The 17,137-nt window shown below is 71.9% G+C and carries 18 protein-coding genes and 1 riboswitch; of the genes, 7 read left to right on the forward strand and 11 right to left on the reverse strand.

What is annotated here, in order from left to right; translation table 11 throughout:
- Window positions 1-22 precede the first annotated feature (22 nt).
- The 3 genes from ABD297_RS04625 to ABD297_RS04635 all read right to left on the reverse strand — a co-directional run bounded on the left by ABD297_RS04625 (window position 23) and on the right by ABD297_RS04635 (window position 3,152).
- Entirely contained in the window at window positions 23-811 is a 789-nt protein-coding gene (locus tag ABD297_RS04625; RefSeq protein ID WP_344253426.1) for a C40 family peptidase, read from the reverse strand.
- 3 nt (window positions 812-814) lie between these two features.
- Window positions 815-979: riboswitch (cyclic di-AMP (ydaO/yuaA leader) on the reverse strand.
- 206 nt (window positions 980-1,185) lie between these two features.
- Window positions 1,186-1,881 (reverse strand): iron-dependent transcriptional repressor DtxR, encoded by a 696-nt coding sequence (locus tag ABD297_RS04630; RefSeq protein WP_147067588.1) that lies wholly within the window; start codon window positions 1,879-1,881, stop codon window positions 1,186-1,188.
- A 29-nt stretch (window positions 1,882-1,910) separates the two neighbouring features.
- A complete protein-coding gene (locus tag ABD297_RS04635) occupies window positions 1,911-3,152 on the reverse strand; it encodes an MFS transporter (RefSeq protein ID WP_344253429.1) in 1,242 nt (413 codons plus the stop codon).
- A 67-nt stretch (window positions 3,153-3,219) separates the two neighbouring features.
- Here ABD297_RS04635 and ABD297_RS04640 point away from each other — a divergent pair, with 67 nt between their 5' ends.
- Window positions 3,220-4,395: a hypothetical protein gene (locus ABD297_RS04640; protein ID WP_344253431.1), complete on the forward strand. Its 1,176-nt coding sequence runs from the start codon at window positions 3,220-3,222 to the stop codon at window positions 4,393-4,395.
- 346 nt (window positions 4,396-4,741) lie between these two features.
- Here the strand turns inward: ABD297_RS04640 and pdxH are convergent, their stop codons facing one another.
- Window positions 4,742-5,458, reverse strand: a complete 717-nt coding sequence (pdxH, locus tag ABD297_RS04645; protein ID WP_344253433.1) for a pyridoxamine 5'-phosphate oxidase — start codon at window positions 5,456-5,458, stop codon at window positions 4,742-4,744.
- Window positions 5,459-5,568: 110 nt separating this feature from the next.
- On the opposite strand from pdxH, the gene ABD297_RS04650 reads away from it, so the two are divergent.
- Entirely contained in the window at window positions 5,569-5,973 is a 405-nt protein-coding gene (locus ABD297_RS04650) for a hypothetical protein (RefSeq protein WP_344253435.1), read from the forward strand.
- A 92-nt stretch (window positions 5,974-6,065) separates the two neighbouring features.
- Here ABD297_RS04650 and ABD297_RS04655 read toward each other — a convergent pair whose 3' ends face one another.
- On the reverse strand, window positions 6,066-6,692 hold the full coding sequence (locus ABD297_RS04655; protein ID WP_344253437.1) for a pentapeptide repeat-containing protein: 627 nt from the start codon (window positions 6,690-6,692) through the stop codon (window positions 6,066-6,068).
- A gap of 92 nt (window positions 6,693-6,784) precedes the next feature.
- Here ABD297_RS04655 and ABD297_RS04660 point away from each other — a divergent pair, with 92 nt between their 5' ends.
- On the forward strand, window positions 6,785-7,906 hold the full coding sequence (locus tag ABD297_RS04660; protein ID WP_344253439.1) for a citrate synthase 2: 1,122 nt from the start codon (window positions 6,785-6,787) through the stop codon (window positions 7,904-7,906).
- An 11-nt stretch (window positions 7,907-7,917) separates the two neighbouring features.
- Here ABD297_RS04660 and ABD297_RS04665 read toward each other — a convergent pair whose 3' ends face one another.
- Window positions 7,918-8,202 (reverse strand): hypothetical protein, encoded by a 285-nt coding sequence (locus tag ABD297_RS04665; protein ID WP_344253442.1) that lies wholly within the window; start codon window positions 8,200-8,202, stop codon window positions 7,918-7,920.
- Window positions 8,203-8,381: 179 nt separating this feature from the next.
- Here ABD297_RS04665 and ABD297_RS04670 point away from each other — a divergent pair, with 179 nt between their 5' ends.
- From ABD297_RS04670 to ABD297_RS04680, 3 genes are all read left to right on the forward strand, one after another.
- Window positions 8,382-8,786 (forward strand): response regulator transcription factor, encoded by a 405-nt coding sequence (locus ABD297_RS04670; protein ID WP_344253444.1) that lies wholly within the window; start codon window positions 8,382-8,384, stop codon window positions 8,784-8,786.
- A 159-nt stretch (window positions 8,787-8,945) separates the two neighbouring features.
- The gene (gene serC / locus ABD297_RS04675) at window positions 8,946-10,070 is read left to right on the forward strand and encodes a phosphoserine transaminase (protein ID WP_344253628.1); all 1,125 of its coding nucleotides are present in this window, start codon (window positions 8,946-8,948) and stop codon (window positions 10,068-10,070) included.
- Between the two features lie 167 nt (window positions 10,071-10,237).
- A complete protein-coding gene (locus tag ABD297_RS04680) occupies window positions 10,238-11,584 on the forward strand; it encodes a lytic transglycosylase domain-containing protein (RefSeq protein ID WP_344253446.1) in 1,347 nt (448 codons plus the stop codon).
- Window positions 11,585-11,824: 240 nt separating this feature from the next.
- On the opposite strand, the gene ABD297_RS04685 is transcribed toward ABD297_RS04680, so the two are convergent.
- The 3 genes from ABD297_RS04685 to ABD297_RS04695 form a co-directional block, all read right to left on the reverse strand.
- Window positions 11,825-13,111 carry an MFS transporter gene (locus ABD297_RS04685; protein ID WP_344253448.1) on the reverse strand — a complete coding sequence of 429 codons (1,287 nt, stop codon included), beginning with the start codon at window positions 13,109-13,111 and terminating at the stop codon, window positions 11,825-11,827.
- Window positions 13,108-13,557 carry a MarR family winged helix-turn-helix transcriptional regulator gene (locus tag ABD297_RS04690; protein WP_344253450.1) on the reverse strand — a complete coding sequence of 150 codons (450 nt, stop codon included), beginning with the start codon at window positions 13,555-13,557 and terminating at the stop codon, window positions 13,108-13,110. Before ABD297_RS04690 ends, ABD297_RS04685 begins: the two co-directional genes overlap by 4 nt.
- A 202-nt stretch (window positions 13,558-13,759) precedes the next feature.
- On the reverse strand, window positions 13,760-15,262 hold the full coding sequence (locus tag ABD297_RS04695; protein ID WP_344253452.1) for an NCS2 family permease: 1,503 nt from the start codon (window positions 15,260-15,262) through the stop codon (window positions 13,760-13,762).
- A 58-nt stretch (window positions 15,263-15,320) separates the two neighbouring features.
- Here ABD297_RS04695 and ABD297_RS04700 point away from each other — a divergent pair, with 58 nt between their 5' ends.
- Entirely contained in the window at window positions 15,321-15,590 is a 270-nt protein-coding gene (locus ABD297_RS04700) for a DUF2530 domain-containing protein (RefSeq protein WP_344253454.1), read from the forward strand.
- Window positions 15,591-15,659: 69 nt separating this feature from the next.
- On the opposite strand, the gene ABD297_RS04705 is transcribed toward ABD297_RS04700, so the two are convergent.
- Both ABD297_RS04705 and ABD297_RS04710 read right to left on the reverse strand, forming a co-directional pair.
- Entirely contained in the window at window positions 15,660-16,679 is a 1,020-nt protein-coding gene (locus tag ABD297_RS04705) for a DUF3027 domain-containing protein (RefSeq protein ID WP_344253456.1), read from the reverse strand.
- A gap of 4 nt (window positions 16,680-16,683) precedes the next feature.
- Window positions 16,684-17,079 (reverse strand): cold-shock protein, encoded by a 396-nt coding sequence (locus ABD297_RS04710; RefSeq protein WP_344253457.1) that lies wholly within the window; start codon window positions 17,077-17,079, stop codon window positions 16,684-16,686.
- Window positions 17,080-17,137: the final 58 nt, after the last annotated feature.

Genomic DNA, 17,137 nt, shown 5'->3' on the forward strand with positions numbered 1-17,137 from the left:
CTGACGTGCGTGTGAGCGAGGCTCAGAAGCGGCCGTAGCCCGACGGGGTCGTCCAGATCGAGTGGTTGCCGACCGTCGTGCCGGGGCGCTGGGCGTCGATCATCCGGCCGGGGCTGACGTAGATGCCCACGTGGTAGGCCGGCGTGCCGAAGAAGACGAGGTCTCCGGGGCTCGGGTTGCTGACGCTCGTGGCCGCGGACTGCTGCGCCGACGCCGTGCGCGGGATCGAGATCCCGGCCTGGCGGTAGACGTAGGAGGTGAAGCCGGAGCAGTCGAAGCCCGACGGCGACGAGCCGCCGTAGACGTACGGGACGCCGAAGAAGGACTGCGCGATGCCGACGATGCCGCTGGCGCTCGGCGCCGGCGCGACGTTGAGGGCGACGCGGGTGGCCGAGGTGGAGCGCGAGGCGCGCTGCGAGGCGGCCTGGCGGTCAGCGGCGGCCTGGGCGGCAGCAGCCTTGTCGGCCGCGGCCTTCTCGGCGCGGGCCGTCTTGACCGTGATGTCCTCGATGACGACCGGCTTGGCCGACTGCTTGAGCGTCGGGGCAGCGAAGCCGATGGCGGAGAGGGCGTTGCCGGCCTTGAGCGTGCCGACGGCGGGGCCGACGGCAGCGGGGGCGGCGACGGCGCTGCTCGAACCGTCGGCAGCGTTCGCCGTGCCGGCGAACGAGGCGACGAGGCCACCCGAGGCAGCCACGATCGCGGCACCCTTCACGGCGGGCTGAGCAGACTCCTTGGCGATCGTCTTGAGCTCGGCGATCGCGTTGAATCGACCGGGGGCGCGGTGGCGCCCGGAAACGTTCTGAGCCACAGGTTGACCTCTCGACGCCTACGAGGTGAGCTGTCGGGTTCGGGCTGGAGGTACTGCCCGGCCTTCGCTCGGACCGAGTTCGGTCCACGGAGGGCTTCACCCCGAGGACGTCTCACGACGTCCGGAGAGAGTGGTTCCCCCGCTCCTGCCATGCGGTTCGTGCTGAGCCTCAGGTCGATGGCAGGACTAGGCGGTTCGACCCGGGGCACTCACTCGACGGGGAGAGCAAGTTCGCCAACCGTACCCAAGTCGACCTGCCTTGTCACCTCCGAGTTCCCGGAATCAAGAGAATTTTCCGAGGGCGTCACGAACCCTGTCGAAGCATGACAAGACGGCCCCGCGAACCGGGGCAGACCCTGACGAATACCGAGTGTTCAGGCGGCCTGGCAGAAGACGTGGACGGCCACGTCGTCCGGCAGCGAGACGCCGGTGGAGGGCTCGGACCCCTCGCGGACGGCGACGACACGGCCCCCGTCACGCACGACCTCGACCCGCGCTCCGGGGACGACACCGGCGCTCGTCAGCAGGGCCAGGGCCTCGGGGTCGACCTGCACCGGCTCGCCGATCCGCCGGATCGTCACGACCGCCGGGGCGTCGCCGACTGCGGCCGTCAGGGTGCTGAGGCCGGTGAGGAAGTCGGCGTCCTGGCGCACCCCGAGCTCGTCGAGGCCGGGGATGGGGTTGCCGTAGGGCGACTCGAGGCCCTCGCCGATGAGGCCGAGGATCTTGCGCTCGACCTTCTCGGACATCACGTGCTCCCAGCGGCACGCCTCGTCGTGGGCGTACTCCCACTCGAGACCGATGACGTCGACGAGCAGGCGCTCCGCGAGCCGGTGCTTGCGCATGACGCGGGTGGCGAGCAGCCGGCCGTGGTCGGACAGCTCGAGGTGGCGGTCGCCCGAGACGGCGACGAGACCGTCGCGCTCCATGCGGGCCACCGTCTGCGACACCGTGGGGCCGGAGTGACCGAGACGCTCCGCGATGCGCGCGCGCAGGGGGACGATGCCCTCCTCCTCGAGCTCGAAGATGGTGCGCAGGTACATCTCGGTGGTGTCGATCAGGTCCGTCACGGTCATACCTTCTCAGAGTCGGAGAGCGCTCAGGGACCGCTCGTCGCCGGGCCACGGTCGCCGACCCGGGTCGGGTCGTGCCGGGGCACCCAGATGCGCAGCCAGCCGGCCCCGACGACGGCGCCCACGCCGAGCACGACGGCGGAGGCGCCGAGGGACATGATGGCGCTCAGCCCTGACAACGCCAGCGGCCCCGCCGCCCTTCCCAGGTCGGCGCAGAGACGCCAGCCGCCGAGGAACTGCGACCGTCCGTCCGCGGGCGACGCGTCCGCACCGAGGGTCATGATGAGGCCCGCGCCGAGACCGTTGCCGACCCCGAGCACCGTCGCCGCGGCCGTCACCGCGACGAGGCTCGTCGCGAGCGGCATCAGCGCCATCCCGAGGCCGAGCACGAGCATGCTCGGGACGGCGGCCGCCACCCGGCCGTAGCGGTCCATCAGCCACCCCGAGGGGTAGAAGAGCAGCATGTCGATGGCGCCGGCCACGCCGAAGACGAGCGAGGTCTGCGCCGGCGAGAAGCCCACCGACTCCGCCCACAGCGGAACGAGCGCCTCGCGGATGGCACGCGCCCCGGCCACGCACATCGCGCCGGTGCCCAGCGTCAGCAGCACGTGCCGGTGCTGCAGCAGCACGGACGCGACGCTGCGCGGCGGCCCGGCACCCGCCACGCGGTGCCCCGACCCGGTGATGTCGGGTGCGAGGAGGACGAGGACGAACGCCGCGACGCTCGCGACGCCGCCCACGGCATACGCGGACTCCGTGCCCCATGACGCGATGACGAGCGAGCCGATGAACGGGCCGATGAAGTAGCCGATCCGGTGGACCCCGCCCAGGGTCGACAGCGCCCGCGCCCGCATCGCGACCGGCACGGCCTCGGTGAGGTACGCCTGACGGGCCAGCCCGAAGAGGGAGCCGGCGAGTCCGATGACCAGGACGCCGACGAAGAGCATGACGAGGCCGCCCGCGAGCGCCGAGACGAGCATGCCGACGGCCTCGACGACGGCCGCCACGAGCAGGGCGCGCCGCTCACCGATGCGGGCCGCGAGCGCCCCCGACGGCAGGTCGCCGAGCAGCTGGCCGACCCCCATCATCGCGACGAGCAGGGCCGCGACCCCCACCGACGCCCCGAGCTCGCGGGCCGACACGGCCACGATCGGCGACACGGCGCCCGCGCCCGTCGAGCCGAGCAACGTCGGCCCGTAGGCGGACAGCGCGATCGCGCGCAGGCTGCCGCCCCGCCCGTCCACGCCGTCCTGCCGAGTCTCGGTCACGCCACAGGACCCTAACGATCGGGTTACTCAGGTGGCCGGGTCGTCCGACCGACGAAAGCATTGGCGCGTGACCGGACCAGAGGCGTCGAGCGGGGTGAACGCGGTGTCGCGCTCGCGCGCCCTGACGCTCTGCGTGGCCGGGGCCGCGGCCGCGGCGCTCGCGCTCGCCCTGAGGTCGCCGGTCGCGACGACCGTCATCGGCGTCATCCTCTTCGGGGTCCTGCACAACCTGCTCGAGGTCCGCTACGTGCTCGGTCGGTTCTCATCGGTGCTCGGCCGTCCGTTCCTCGACCTGCTCGTCGCGCTCATCACCGGCATCGTCATCTGCCGCCTCCTGGTCGGCACCATCGGCCGGCCGGCGGAGCTCGCGGAGATCGCGCTCGGCTACGCCGTCCTGCTGGCCGCGGCGCACCACGTGCTCGAGGGACGTCGACGGGTCGCGGCCTGGACGCTCATCGGGGTCGCCGCCGCGGTCTCGATGGCCTTCCCGGGCTACCACGTCGTCGTGCTCGCCCACCTGCACCACGTCGTGCCGCTCTTCTTCCTGTGGGAGTGGTCGCGGCGGATCACCTCGGTCCGCGGTCGCCGGGCCTTCCGGGCCGTGCAGCTGCTCTGGGTCGTCGCCGTGCCCGCGGTCGTGCTCTCCGGGCTGCTCGACGGGTCACTCACCGCCGACCCGGGGATGGTGCGCAGCGTCGTCGGCGACGGTCACACCGTGCTCACCTCAGCCGCGCTGCCCGGGACCGCGGCGACCGTCGTCGGCCTGCGGCTGCTCACGGTCCTCGCCTTCCTCCAGACGATGCACTACGTCGTGTGGGTGGCTCTCATGCCGCGCATCGCCCCCGACGCCTCGGCGGCGTTCGAGGCGCGCGTCCCCTGGGTCACCGGTCCGCGGCTGTGGGCCGTCGGCTTCGTGGTCGCCGCGCTCTTCGCCGTGCTCTTCGGGCTCGACTTCGCCCGCGGCACGACGGTGTATGCCGCCCTCTCCAGCTACACGGCATACGTCGAGCTCCCGGTGCTGCTGGCGATGATCGTCGGTGCGGGACGGGTGTCCGCGTCGTCCCCCGCGAGCGGGAGCGGCGACGAGTCCCCCGGGGCGGGGACCGTGCCGTCACCGTCCGCGCCGTCGTGGTCGCTCGCTCCGCCGCCTCCACTGCCGACGGTGAGTGGAGGGTCCTACCCGATCGGCCTGCGCCCCGACATCACCGCGGCCGTGGCGCCCGACCCCGAGCTGGGCCACTGACCGGGGCGGCCCTGAAACGCCCGATAAAGGTCTTGCCGCCTCCGCGCGCCCGACGTACCGTCGAGACACCGAAACCGAAGGGAGGTGATCCGAGAAGTGATTTCTTCTTCCGGAGCGTGTGAGGTGGCCACGCGATAGCCGCGTCCCCATCCACACCCATGGATGAAGCAGGGCAGTCCGACTCGTCGGGCTGCCCTGTTCCCATGTCCGCCCTGTCCCTCCCCGCTTCCTCGACCGAACGCAGCGTTCGATGTCGAACTCACTGTCAGAACAGTGAGTTCGCCACCGAACGCTGCGTTCGGTGCGGTCAGTAGGGGGGCCGGTGGGGCAGTGGGGGTCGGTGGGGTCAGGGCTGCAGGCGCAGCCTCGTCCACGAGGCGGCGTCGCCGAGGTCGCCCTCGCCGCTGCGGCGGAAGACGATGCGGTCGTGCAGCCGGTTGCGCCGGCCGGCCCAGAACTCGACCTCGTCGCAGACGATGCGCCACCCGCCCCAGAAGTCCGGCACCGGCACGTCGTGGTCGCCGCCGGTGTCGGGGAAGCGCTCGAGGACCTCCTGCCACTTGCGCTCGAGCTCGTGCCGGTCGGCGGCCGGACGCGACTGGTCCGACGCCCACGCCGAGAGCCTCGAGCCGTAGGGGCGCGAGTCGAAGTAGGCCTCGACCTCGTCCCGTCCGACGAGCTCGGCCGTGCCGCGGAAGCGGATGGCGCGATAGAGCGACGGCCACGTCAGCGCTGCCGCGGCGCGCGGGTTTGCCTGCAGGTGCTCGCTCTTGGCCGAGCCGAGGTTGGTGACGAAGCCGGGTCCGCGCTCGTCGAGGAAGCGCATGAGGACGGTGCGCACGTCCGGCGTGCCGCTGCCGTCGACGGTGGCGACCGAGAGGGCGGTGGGCTCGGGCACGTCGTCGCGCTCCTCCGCCGCGGCCACGGCCTGGTCGACCCAGTCCCGGGCCTGCAGGTAGGGCGAGGCCGCGACGTCGGACTCCACGAGCCCGTCGCCGGAGTAGTCGACACGTCGCACCGAGGCCAGGCCAGCGGTGCCGGAGTCACGAGAAGAGCTGTCCATGAGCCCAGACTAGGGTTGAGCCGAGAAGGTCCGCGCGAGCGTCAGGCCACGGCGCGCGCGGTCCCGGCGACAGCCCCGGCGAGTCCGGGGCGCTGTGAGGAGTCACGACCATGGCAGGCAAGGGCAAGCTCGTCACCCAGACCGTCAAGCTCGGCATCAAGTACGGCCCCCAGATCTGGGTGGCCACCCAGGCGCTGCGCGAGCCCGCCAAGGAGGCCGCCAACAAGGCGATCTCGAGCGAGCGCGCCCGCCGCCAGGCGATGGCCCACGCGCGGTCGCTCGCCGACGGCAGCATCCTCAAGGTCTACAAGGGCGACGTCGCCCACTGGGTCGTCTTCAGCGGCGACGAGGCGGTCGGCGTGCACCCGCACACCGACATGCTGCTCCCGACCCTCGTCGAGCGCGCCGACCTGACCAAGCGGATCCGGCCCGACGACAAGGTCAAGGCCACCGACCGCGCCAAGGACGCTGCCACGGCGGCGCTCCGCCGCGCCAAGCCCAACCAGATCAACTGACCATCCCCCGCAACACACCGGGCAGTCGCGAACCTCTGCGGTTGCAGCCGCCGTACCTGGCAGCTGCTCGGTGTGTTGCGCCGTGCCTGCGGTCAGTCGGCGACGAGGATCCCGAGCTCGGCGGCAAGGGCGTCGGCGAGGTCGATGACCTGCGTCCGGCTCAGCGTCGCGCCCTTGAGCCCGGCCAGCCCGACCGGCGAGCGCAGCGTCGCCCCCGAGAGGTCCAACGCGGCATACGTCCCCCGGCCGAAGGTCGGCGAGACCAGCGTGCAGCCCTCGAAGCTCAGCCCGTCGACCGTGGCCTCCTGCAGGTCCAGCTCGACGACGACGCAGTCGACGAACGCGACGTCCTTGAGGCGCGCCCCGCGCAGGTTGAGGAAGTCGACCTTGCCGCCGCGCACCGTGACGTCCCGCCAGGTCGAGCCCCACGCCGACACGGCCGCGAGACGACAGCCCTCGACCGTCGTCTCGACGAGGGTCGCCTCGGCCAGGGACAGCCCGACGCCGCCGACGCGCTCCCACTCGCACTCCGACCACCGCGAGCCCTCGAGGTGCGCCTCGTCCAGGGTGGCGCCCAGCAGCGAGCACTCGAGGAAGGAGTGGCCCTCCGCGTGGGCGCCCGTGAAGTCGGTGCCCTCGAAGCGGACGGCGTCGTGATGCTGGTCTCGGGTGGTGAACACGGCGTCACGAAAGACGGTCTGGTCGGCGGCTGACGGCATACGGTGAGTCTGGCAGTCGCGACCGACGCTCACCCGTCGACGGCTGCCGGCCTCCACACCGCGGTGGTACCGCCTGCACAGCAAGGATCGACATGGCAGACAGCACGCCCGACCCTGACTTCAAGCCCGGCCTCGAGGGCGTCATCGCCTTCGAGTCGACCATCGCAGAGCCGGACAAGGAGGGCGGGGCGCTGCGCTATCGCGGCGTCGACATCAACGACCTCGTCGGGCACGTCGACTTCGCCCACGTCTGGGGCCTGCTCGTCGACAACGAGTTCGACCCCGGCCTCCCGCCCGCCGAGCCCTACCCGCTGCCCGTGCACACCGGGGACGTACGCGTCGACGTCCAGTCCGCCCTCGCCATGCTCGCGCCGGTGTGGGGTTTCAAGCCGACGCTCGACATCGACGCCGCCGAGGTGCGCGACAACCTCGCGCGCGCCGCCGTCATGGCGCTGTCGTTCGTCGGGCAGTCCGCCCGCGGCCTCGACAAGCCGATGGTCCCGCAGAGCGAGGTCGACAAGGCCCGCACCATCACCGAGCGCTTCATGATCCGCTGGCGCGGCGAGCCCGACCCCAAGCACGTCGAGGCCGTCGACGCCTACTGGGTCTCCGCCGCCGAGCACGGCATGAACGCCTCGACCTTCACGGCACGCGTCATCACGTCGACCGGCGCCGACGTCGCGGCAGCCCTCTCAGGGGCCGTCGGCGCGATGTCCGGACCGCTCCACGGCGGCGCGCCCTCCCGTGTGCTCCACATGCTCGACGGCGTCGAGCAGCAGGGCGACGCGACGGCCTACGTCAAGGGGGTGCTCGACAAGGGCGAGCGCCTCATGGGCTTCGGCCACCGCGTCTACCGCGCCGAGGACCCCCGCGCCCGCGTGCTCCGCTCGGCCTGCGAGCGCCTCGGCGCGCCGCGCTACGAGGCCGCCGCGGCCCTCGAGAAGGCCGCGCTGGAGGAGCTCCACGCCCGCCGTCCCGACCGCGTGCTCGCGACCAACGTCGAGTTCTGGGCCGCCGTCATCCTCGACTTCGCGCAGGTGCCGCCGTCGATGTTCACGCCGATGTTCACGTGTGCGCGCACCGCGGGCTGGTCGGCGCACATCCTCGAGCAGAAGGAGACCGGGCGGCTCATCCGTCCGTCGTCCCGCTACATCGGCGAGGGTCCTCGCAAGCCCGAGGACGTCGCCGGCTGGACGCCGGACATCTCGCACTGACCGTCGCCGCGTCAGGCGTGGCGGTGCTGGTGGGCGTGCCGCCACGCCGACGAGTCCGCCAGGCCGGCGAGAGCCACCGCGACCGCGACGACGAGCAGGACCACGACGACCATCCAGTCCAGCGAGTCCTGCGCGGGCGGCAGCGGCGGCCCTGCCACCGGCGCGGCGACCGAGCCGCCCCGCTCACCGCGTGGCCTGATGGCGTGCGCGCCGGACGCGCTGACGACGACGGTGAACGCCGCGACCACCAACGTCGTGACGGCGGCTCCCAGCCGGACTCTCGTGCTCCTGAACATGATTCGATCCCCCTCGCGGGCTGAGGTCCCGTCGGACCTCGCTGCCCTCTCCAGCCTGCGCACCCGCGGCAGCACGCGGAATACGCGCTTCCGCGTACGGCGAACCGGGGACCTGGCGCGCGGGGCACGAGTACCGTGGAGGGTTGGGAAACCGTCCAGCCGCCGAACGGGACGAGGTCATGAATGAGCCCTCCACGCACCCGCGGGACGTGCAGCGCCTCGTGCAGGCCCTGCGTGACTCCGGCTCCCCCGACGACCCGGCCCACGACCTCGGCGACCACGCGCACGGCCCCGACGAGGACGGTCGGCGACCCGAGCTGACGCCCCGGCAGTGGGAGATCCTGCGAGAGGTCGCCGCCGGCGCGACGAACCAGCAGGTCGGCCACCGGCTCGGGGTGTCCGAGGCGACCGTCCGCAAGCACCTCGAGCACGTCTTCGAGCGCCTCCAGGTCGCCAGCCGCACCGAGGCGGTCATGGCGGTCTCCCGGTACCTCGACCCACCCGGTGGGTCGGCGGGCCCCGTCGAAGTGGCGCCCGAGGCGCCCGAGGCACCGCAGGCGCCCGGTGTCCGATCTCCGCGGTGACCCGACGCGTCCGCGCATCGAGCACCGGTGTCCAAGGGGTGGGCACCTGGGGTTGAATGGCGGCGGTGACGACGGCGTCATCCGTCGTCAACACGTCCGCCACGGCCTCGTCGCGTGGCCCGCACCCGCGAGGTGGAAACCGTGCCCGAAGCACCAGCCGTGACCCCGCCCATCACCATCCCGGCCGAGCTCCTGCCCGCCGACGGTCGGTTCGGCTCCGGGCCCTCGAAGGTCCGGCCCGAGCAGCTGGACTACCTCGCCTCACTCGGGCGCACCGTGCTCGGCACGTCGCACCGCCAGGCACCGGTCAAGAACCTCGTCGGCGAGGTCCGCGCGGGGCTGCGCGACCTCTTCTCCCTCCCCGAGGGCTACGAGATCATCCTCGGCAACGGCGGCTCGACGGCCTTCTGGGACATCGCCGCCTTCGGCCTCGTGCGCGAGCGCTCCCAGCACCTCGCCTTCGGTGAGTTCTCGAGCAAGTTCGCCGGCGTCACGCAGGCCGCGCCGTTCCTCGGCGACCCCACCGTCATCCGGGCCGAGCCGGGCACGCTCGCGAGCCCGCGCGCCGAGGCCGGCGTCGACGCCTATGCCTGGCCGCACAACGAGACCTCCACGGGCGTCATGGCCCCGGTCACGCGGGTCGAGGGCGCCGACGACGACGCCCTCGTGCTCGTCGACGCCACCTCGGGCGCCGGCGGCCTCCCCGTCGACATCACGCAGACCGACGTCTACTACTTCGCACCGCAGAAGTGCTTCGCCTCCGACGGCGGCCTGTGGCTGGCGGCCTTCTCCCCCGCAGCGCTCGAGCGCGTCGAGCAGGTCGCGGCGACGGGTCGCTGGGTGCCCGACTTCTTCAGCCTGCCGACGGCGATCGAGAACTCCCTGAAGAACCAGACCTACAACACCCCGTCGCTCAGCACGCTCGCCCTGCTCAACGCCCAGCTCCGCTGGATGAACGGCAACGGCGGCCTCGACTGGGCCACCGCGCGCACCGGCGACTCCTCGAGCCGCCTGTACGACTGGGCGGAGCGGACGAGCTGGACCACCCCCTACGTGTCCGACCCGGCCGCCCGGTCGCTCGTCGTCGGCACGATCGACCTCGACGACTCGATCGACGCCGCGGCGGTCGCGAGCACGCTGCGCGCCAACGGCGTCGTCGACGTCGAGCCCTACCGCAAGCTCGGCCGCAACCAGCTGCGCGTGGCGATGTTCCCCGCCGTCGACCCCGAGGACGTCACGAAGCTGACGCAGGCCATCGACCACGTCGTCGCCGCGCTGGGCTGAGCCGCGCCGCCCCCACCGGGCGCCGTCGAGAAGAGGGCCAGCTCCCGTATGCCGGGTGCTGGCCCTCTCGCACGACCGAGGGGTCACACGGGCGTGACCTTCGGGTAGGTGGCTCGTTGAACCGACAGACCGCCAATGAAGGCGGCTGACGCATCCGAGGAGTCACCATGGTCCGCATCGTCCGTGCAGGCGCCACCACGCGCCGGATCGCTGCAGCCGTGCCGGTCATCGCCCTGGCCACCGCCGGCATCGCTTTCGCCGCGACGCGCGGCACCGACACCGTCACGCCGACGGCCGCGATCACCGTGCCCGACCAGGCCATCACGGGCGGCAGCCCGCTCTACCCGCAGGCCGGCCCCGCGCCCGCGCCGATGCAGCTGCCCCCGATCTACCAGACGTTCACCGGCGACTACGCCAGCGTCGACGTCCCGTCCGAGGCCCGGGGTGCGATCTCGGCGATCGACTCCCTCGCCCCGGTCCGGCTGGACGCGAACGGCATACCGGCAGCGGCCGTGGCCGCCTACCAGCGCGCCGCCGGTGTCCTCGACGGCAACAAGCCCGGCTGTGGCATCGACTGGGCCCTGCTCGGCGCGATCGGTCGCGTCGAGAGCAACCACGCCCGCTTCGGCGGCAACGTGCTCGACGCGAAGGGCATCGCCCGCCCTGGCATCATCGGCATCCCGCTCGACGGCTCGCACGGCACCGCGCGCATCAGCGACACCGACGGCGGCACCCTCGACCACGACCCCGTCTTCGACCGCGCCGTCGGTCCGATGCAGTTCATCCCCAGCTCGTGGAAGATCGCCGGCCGCGACGGCGACGGCGACGGCGTCGCCAACCCGCAGAGCCTGACCGACGCCGTGACCGGGGCCGGCGTGCTGCTGTGCTCCGGCGGCACCGACCTGCGCCAGCCCGGCGCCGCCTACCAGGCCGTGCTGCGCTACAACCACTCCGACGCCTACGTCCGCACGGTCCTGTCGATCGCCGACGCCTACCGCCGCGGCGTGACCGTGGTCCCGATGAGCGCGCTGCCCGCCGCACGCCCCGCTGCCGGGACCGGCACGGGCACCCCCGACGGGTCGGGCTTCGCGTATGCCGGCTCGCCGGCACCCCAGTCGACGGCTTCGCCGAGCGCACGCCCCACACCGAGCTCCTCGGCGAAGCCGTCATCCTCTGCGTCCGGGACGGCGAAGCCCTCCTCGTCGCCCAAGCCGTCCGGGCCTGCCAACCCGGCGCCGAAGCCGACGAAGGGCTCGTCCGGTCTGCCGCTGCCGCTGCCCTCGGTGCCGGGCCTGCCGCTGCCGTCGGTCACCGTGCCCCTGCCGTCGGTGACGAAGGTGCCCGTGCCGACGCTGCCGCCCGAGATCGTGCGCCTGCTCGCGCTGCCGCACCTGCCGCTGCTGACGGGCGACCCGAAGGACCTGGTGCGCGTGCTCGACCCGCTCAAGGGCCAGGTCGTCTGCGTCCTCGTCGACAAGGTCGTCACCTGCCCCACCGGCGGACTGCTCGGCTGACCGAGCGGCGCGGCTCGACGCGGCCAGGGCCGGCAGCGGCCCCGACTTGGTCCCGCCCTCGTCGACCCAGCGGTCGACGGGGGCGGACCAGCGCACCGACCGAGGGCGCGACCCCACGTTCGACGAGGGCGACCCGGCTGTCGCCGAGAACGACCTAGCGGTTGACGAGGGCCGCGACGACGGCGATCACGATGAAGAGCAGCAGGGCCGCGACCGTGATCCGGTGGCGGAACCTGAAGTTCACTTCGTGACCTCGGGGGCCGTCGGCACCTGCGAGGCGAGCTGGATGCGAAGGCGCGGGCGCCGCTGCGTCTGAATGGTCACCGCGACATTCTGCCGACGCGACACCCAGAGGGCCACTGCCACGAGGCTGAGGCCCACGGCGATGGTGCCGATGGCGATGGTCCAGCGGGGACCCCACACGTCACCGATCCAGCCGATGACCGGCGCCCCGACCGGGGTGCCGCCCATGAAGATGGCCATGTAGAGCGCCATGACCCGGCCGCGCATGACGGGGTCGACGCTGACCTGGACCATGGCGTTGGCCGTGGTCAGCGCGGTCAGGGCGGCCAGCCCGGTCGGCACGAGGTAGACGGCGAACATGACGTAGTTCGGCGCGGTCGACAGCAGCGCCGTCGACACGGTGAACCCGGCGAGCGCGACGAGCAGCACCCGCATGCGCGGCCGTGCCCGACGGGCAGAGAGCAGGGCGGCGGTGAGGGAGCCGACGGCCATGATCGAGCCGAGCAGGCCGTACTCCCCCGGGCCCTTGTCGAAGACCTTGGTCGCCATGAGCGCCATCGTGAGCTGGAAGTTCATGCCGAACGTCCCGAGCACGAAGACGAGGGCCATGATGAGCACGAGGTCCGGTCGGCCCCTGACGTAGCGCAGGCCCTCACGGATCTGGCCCTTGCCGCGGGCGCGTGGCGAGGGGGTGAGCAGGTTGGTGTTCATCCGCAGCAGCGCCACGAGGACGAAGAGGAACGTGGCCGCGTTGACGTAGAGCGCGGGCGCGATGCCGAACCAGGCGATGACGAGGCCGGCGACGGCCGGGCCGACCAGGCGGCCCAGGTTGAACGAGGCGCTGTTGAGCGCCACGGCGTTGGGCAGGTGCTCGGTGTCGACCATCTCCGAGACGAAGGTCTGGCGGGCCGGGTTGTCGACGGCCGTCGCGACACCCTGCAGGAACGCGAGGGCGTAGACGTGCCAGAGCTCGACGACCCCGGCGGCGGTGAGCACCGCGAGCAGCAGGGCCGTCACGAGCAGCGCGGTCTGGGTGAGGAAGAGGATGCGGCGCTTGGGGAAGCGGTCGACGAGCATCCCGGCGAACGGCGCGAGGATGAGGAAGGGCAGGAACTGCAGTCCCGTGACGATGCCGAGCGCCGTGGACGAGTGGTCGGTCAGGACGGTGAGCACGAGCCAGTCCTGGGCGACGCGCCCCATCCAGGTGCCGACGTTGGAGACGATCGCGCCCGAGGCGTAGATTCGGTAGTTGGGGATGGACAGCGAGTGGAAGGTGGGGCTCATTCGCTGGCCACCTTGGCGAGCACGGCGGCGGCGCGCTGGAGCAGCTCGCGCTCGTCGTCGGTCAGCTGCTCGAACCGCGAGAGCATCCACTCGTCGCGGTGCTTGCGGATGCGCTTCAGCGCCCGTCGGCCCTCGGCCGTCAGCGCCAGGATGACCTGCCGGCCGTCGGTGGGGTCGTCGGCGCGGGAGACGTAGCCGCGCTCGACGAGCATGTTGGTCGTGCGCTTCATGCTCGGGGCGGAGACGCGCTCGATGTCGGCCAGCTCGCTGTTGGTGCGGGCCGTGGCCTCGAGCCGGCACAGCACCGAGAACTGGTGCGGCGGCAGCTCACGGTCGGACTCGAAACGGACCCGCCGCGAGATGCGCATGCAGGCCAGTCGGATGTCGTTGGAGAGGGAGACGAGCTCGGCGCGGGAGAGCGCGGCGATGGGGTTCTTGGCAGTCAAGGGCGGATCCTCGGAAGTACAGTCGGGAGATGCTTAGCCTAACTCATTACCTCGGCTAATCATTCCCGGACCTTGGACAGACCGGTCCTCGCCTGCGACACGGCCCCATGCGTGAAGGCCCCCTCCCGAGCGGGAGGGGGCCTTCACGGCATACGTGGTCGGGCGACGTGACGCCCGCAGTCGTCCTGCGGGAGAGGGTCGCTCAGGTGAACAGCGACTGCAGCGGTGCCTTGACGAAGTAGATGACGAAGAAGGCGGCGACGATCCACAGCAGCGGGTGGATCTCCCGCTGGCGACCGCGCGCGATCTTGATGAGGACCCACGCGATGAAGCCCGCGCCGATGCCGACGGTGATGTTGTAGGTGAAGGGCATGAGCACGATCGTGAGGAACGCCGGCAGGGCGATCTCCATGTCGTCCCACTCGATGTTCTTGACCTGGGTCATCATCAGGAAGCCGACGATGACGAGCGCCGGGGCCGCGGCCTCGGACGGCACGACCGCGAAGAGCGGCGCGAGGAACGTCGCGAGCAGGAAGAGCACACCCGTCACGACGGAGGCGAGGCCCGTGCGCGCGCCCTCCTCGACACCGGACGCCGACTCGATGAACGACGTGTTGCTGCTGACGCCACCGGCGCCACCGGCGATGGCCGCCACCGAGTCGACGACGAGGATGCGGTCGGTGTGGGGCGGGTTGCCGTCCTCGTCGAGGAGCTTGGCCTCGGTGCCGATCGCGACGACGGTGCCCATCGTGTCGAAGAAGTCGGCGAGCAGCAGCGAGAAGACGAACATGATCGAGGTGACGACGCCGATCTTGCCGAACGAGCCGAGCAGGCTGAACTGGCCGAGGATGCCCAGGTCGGGCGTGTTGGTGATCGTGTCGGGCAGCTTGGGCACCGTGAGGGCCCACGCCGACGGGTTGGTCAGGGCGCCCGTCTTGTCGAAGACGCGCGGCCCGATGTGGAAGATCGCCTCGAGCACCATCGCCAGCGCGGTCGCCGCGACGATGCCGATGAGGATCGCGCCCTTGACCTTGCGGATGAGCAGGATCGCGATGAGGAAGACGCCGACGACGAAGACGAGGGTCGGCCACCCGTCGAGGCTGCCGCCGATGCCGAGCTCGCTCGGGACCGAGCCGGGGGTCGTGGGACGCCGCGCGAAGCCGGCGTCGATGACGCCGATGTAGGCGATGAACAGGCCGATGCCGACCGAGATCGCGACCTTGAGGGGCCCGGGGATCGCCTTGAAGACGGCCTTGCGGAAGCCGGTCAGCACGAGCACGAGGATGATGACGCCCTCGATGACCACGAGTCCCATGAGGTCGGCGAAGGTGATCTTCTCGCTCGCGTGGGTCAGCACCATGCCGGTGATGAGCCCGTTGATGCCCAGGCCCGCGGCGAGCGCGATCGGGAAGTTCGCGACGAGCCCCATGAGGATCGACATGACGCCCGCGACGACGGCCGTTCCGACCGCGACGAGCAGCTTGCTCCGCACCAGGTCGTTGGTGCCGCCGATCATGGAGCCCGAGCCGTCGACGACGCCCGAGAGGATGATGGGGTTGAGGACCACGATGTAGACCATCGTGAAGAAGGTGACGATGCCGCCTCGGACCTCACGGGCGACGGTGGACCCGCGCTCGGTGATCTTGAAGAAGCCGTCGAGCCCAGACCGGGTCGGTGTGGGAGTGGTGCGCGTATCCGTCGACATGGCGCACACCTTAGTGGCGGCGCGTTTCGGGCGCGTGACGAGACCCTAGGCTGTCTGCGTGACCGACGAGACCAGCCCCGACGTGGCCTCGGGCTCCCAGGACCCGACGACCCCCGAGATCGCGCCGCTGCACGTGCCGATGCTGCGGATCATCGAGGTCGGCCTGGGCGCGTGGCTGCTCGCGCTCGTCGTCACCCTCGTCGTGCCGGCCCTGCACCAGGGCGACCGGGACTGGTGGCCGTGGACGTGCGTGGCCGGTCTGGTCCTGGGCGGCATCGGGTGGACCTACGTCCGCCGTGGGCGGGGCAACGCCCACGACGCCGCCTGAGCGGCCCCTCCCCTCAACGCACGAACCACCCGGGTATGCCGGGTGGTTCGTCGCGTGGTCGGGCGCGGGTCAGTCGGTGACGGGGTCGTCCGAGCCGTGCTGCTCCTCGGTCGGGACCTCCGTCGGGGCCGCGGCCGCGTGCTCCGGCTCGCTCTCGGACTCGTCCCGGGCCTCGCTCTCGGGCTCGTTCGCAGACACGCGCTCGTCCTCGGCCTCGTCCTGGGCCTCGTCGGCCTCGGGCGCGGCCGCGGTTGAGGTCGCGGTCGAGGTCGCGGTCGAGGTCGCGGTCGAGGTCGCGGTCGAGGTCGCGGTCGAGGTCGCGGACTCGGCTGAGCGCTCGGCGGGCTCGAGGTCGACGGCGAACTCGTCGACGATCGGCTCGCCGACCGACAGCGGCTCGGGGTGGTCCATGTCGGTCTCGGAATGGGCACCGCAGCCGTGGTCGAGGGTGACGACGCGGCCGTCGGAGGGGCTCCACTCGTTGGCGCAGACGCCGAACGTCACGCGCAGCGCACCAGCCATCGGCAGGAAGTAGCCGCAGGTCGTGCAGTGCTCGGTGGCCTTGGCGGCGACCTCGGACGTCGGGCCGTTGTCGCCGGAGTACCACCGGCTCGCGGCGTTCTCGCGGCCCTCGGCCGACAGCACGCGCGGACGGCCGAGACCGAGCTCGAAGAACGCCATCTGGTCGACGTCCTCCTCGCCCGTGGCCTCGAAGCCGGCCTCGAGGTTGGGGTCGTCGGGGCGGAAGGGCAGCACGTCACCGGCGCCGAGGTCGCCGGGAGCCAGCCGGTCGGCATACGGAAGCCACTCGGGAGCCAGCACGGCCTCGGCGCCCGGGAGCAGGTTGGTCTCGCAGACCGTGGCCACCTTGGCGCGCGGCACGCGGGCGACGCTGACGCCCCACCGCCAGCCGCGGTAGCCCGGCGAGGTGCACTCGAACCAGTGCATGCCGAGGCGCTCCTCGAGCAGGTCCATGCCGAGGTGCGCCCCGACGGTGCCGGGCTCGGCGACCTCCTCGAGGACCCTGCGGGCGAGGTCGGACGCGGCCGCCAGCACGGCGTCGGTCCTGGGGGCGGTGGTGACGGTCATCGGCTCACTTCTCCAGCTCGTCCGCGAGGCCGCGCAGGGCGCGTGCGACGTTGGAGGCGAGCTTGCGGTCGGGGCGGCGTCCGGCGCGGTAGCCCTCACCGACGCCGTCGAGCAGCTGCACGACGTCCTCGAGGATGACGACGAGCTCCTCCGGGGTCTTGCGCTCGCGGGCGGACATGTTGGCGGCGACCGACTGGACCGGGTCGAGCAGCTTCACCGACAGCGCCTGGGCGCCCTTGCGGCCCTCGACGATGCCGAACTCGACGCGCACGCCCTTCTTCAGGGTCGTGACGCCCTCGGGGAGCGCGTTCGCGTGCAGGAAGACGTCCGCGCCGGAGTCCTCGGAGATGAATCCGAAGCCCTTGTCCGCGTCGTAGAACCTGACCTTGCCAGTCGGCACAGTCCACCTCGTTCAGTACTCGGTCGGTGCCTCACGGCACGACTCGATGGCGCTCCTT

Source organism: Terrabacter carboxydivorans (assembly GCF_039532035.1).
Classification (GTDB): Bacteria; Actinomycetota; Actinomycetes; order Actinomycetales; family Dermatophilaceae; genus Terrabacter; species Terrabacter carboxydivorans.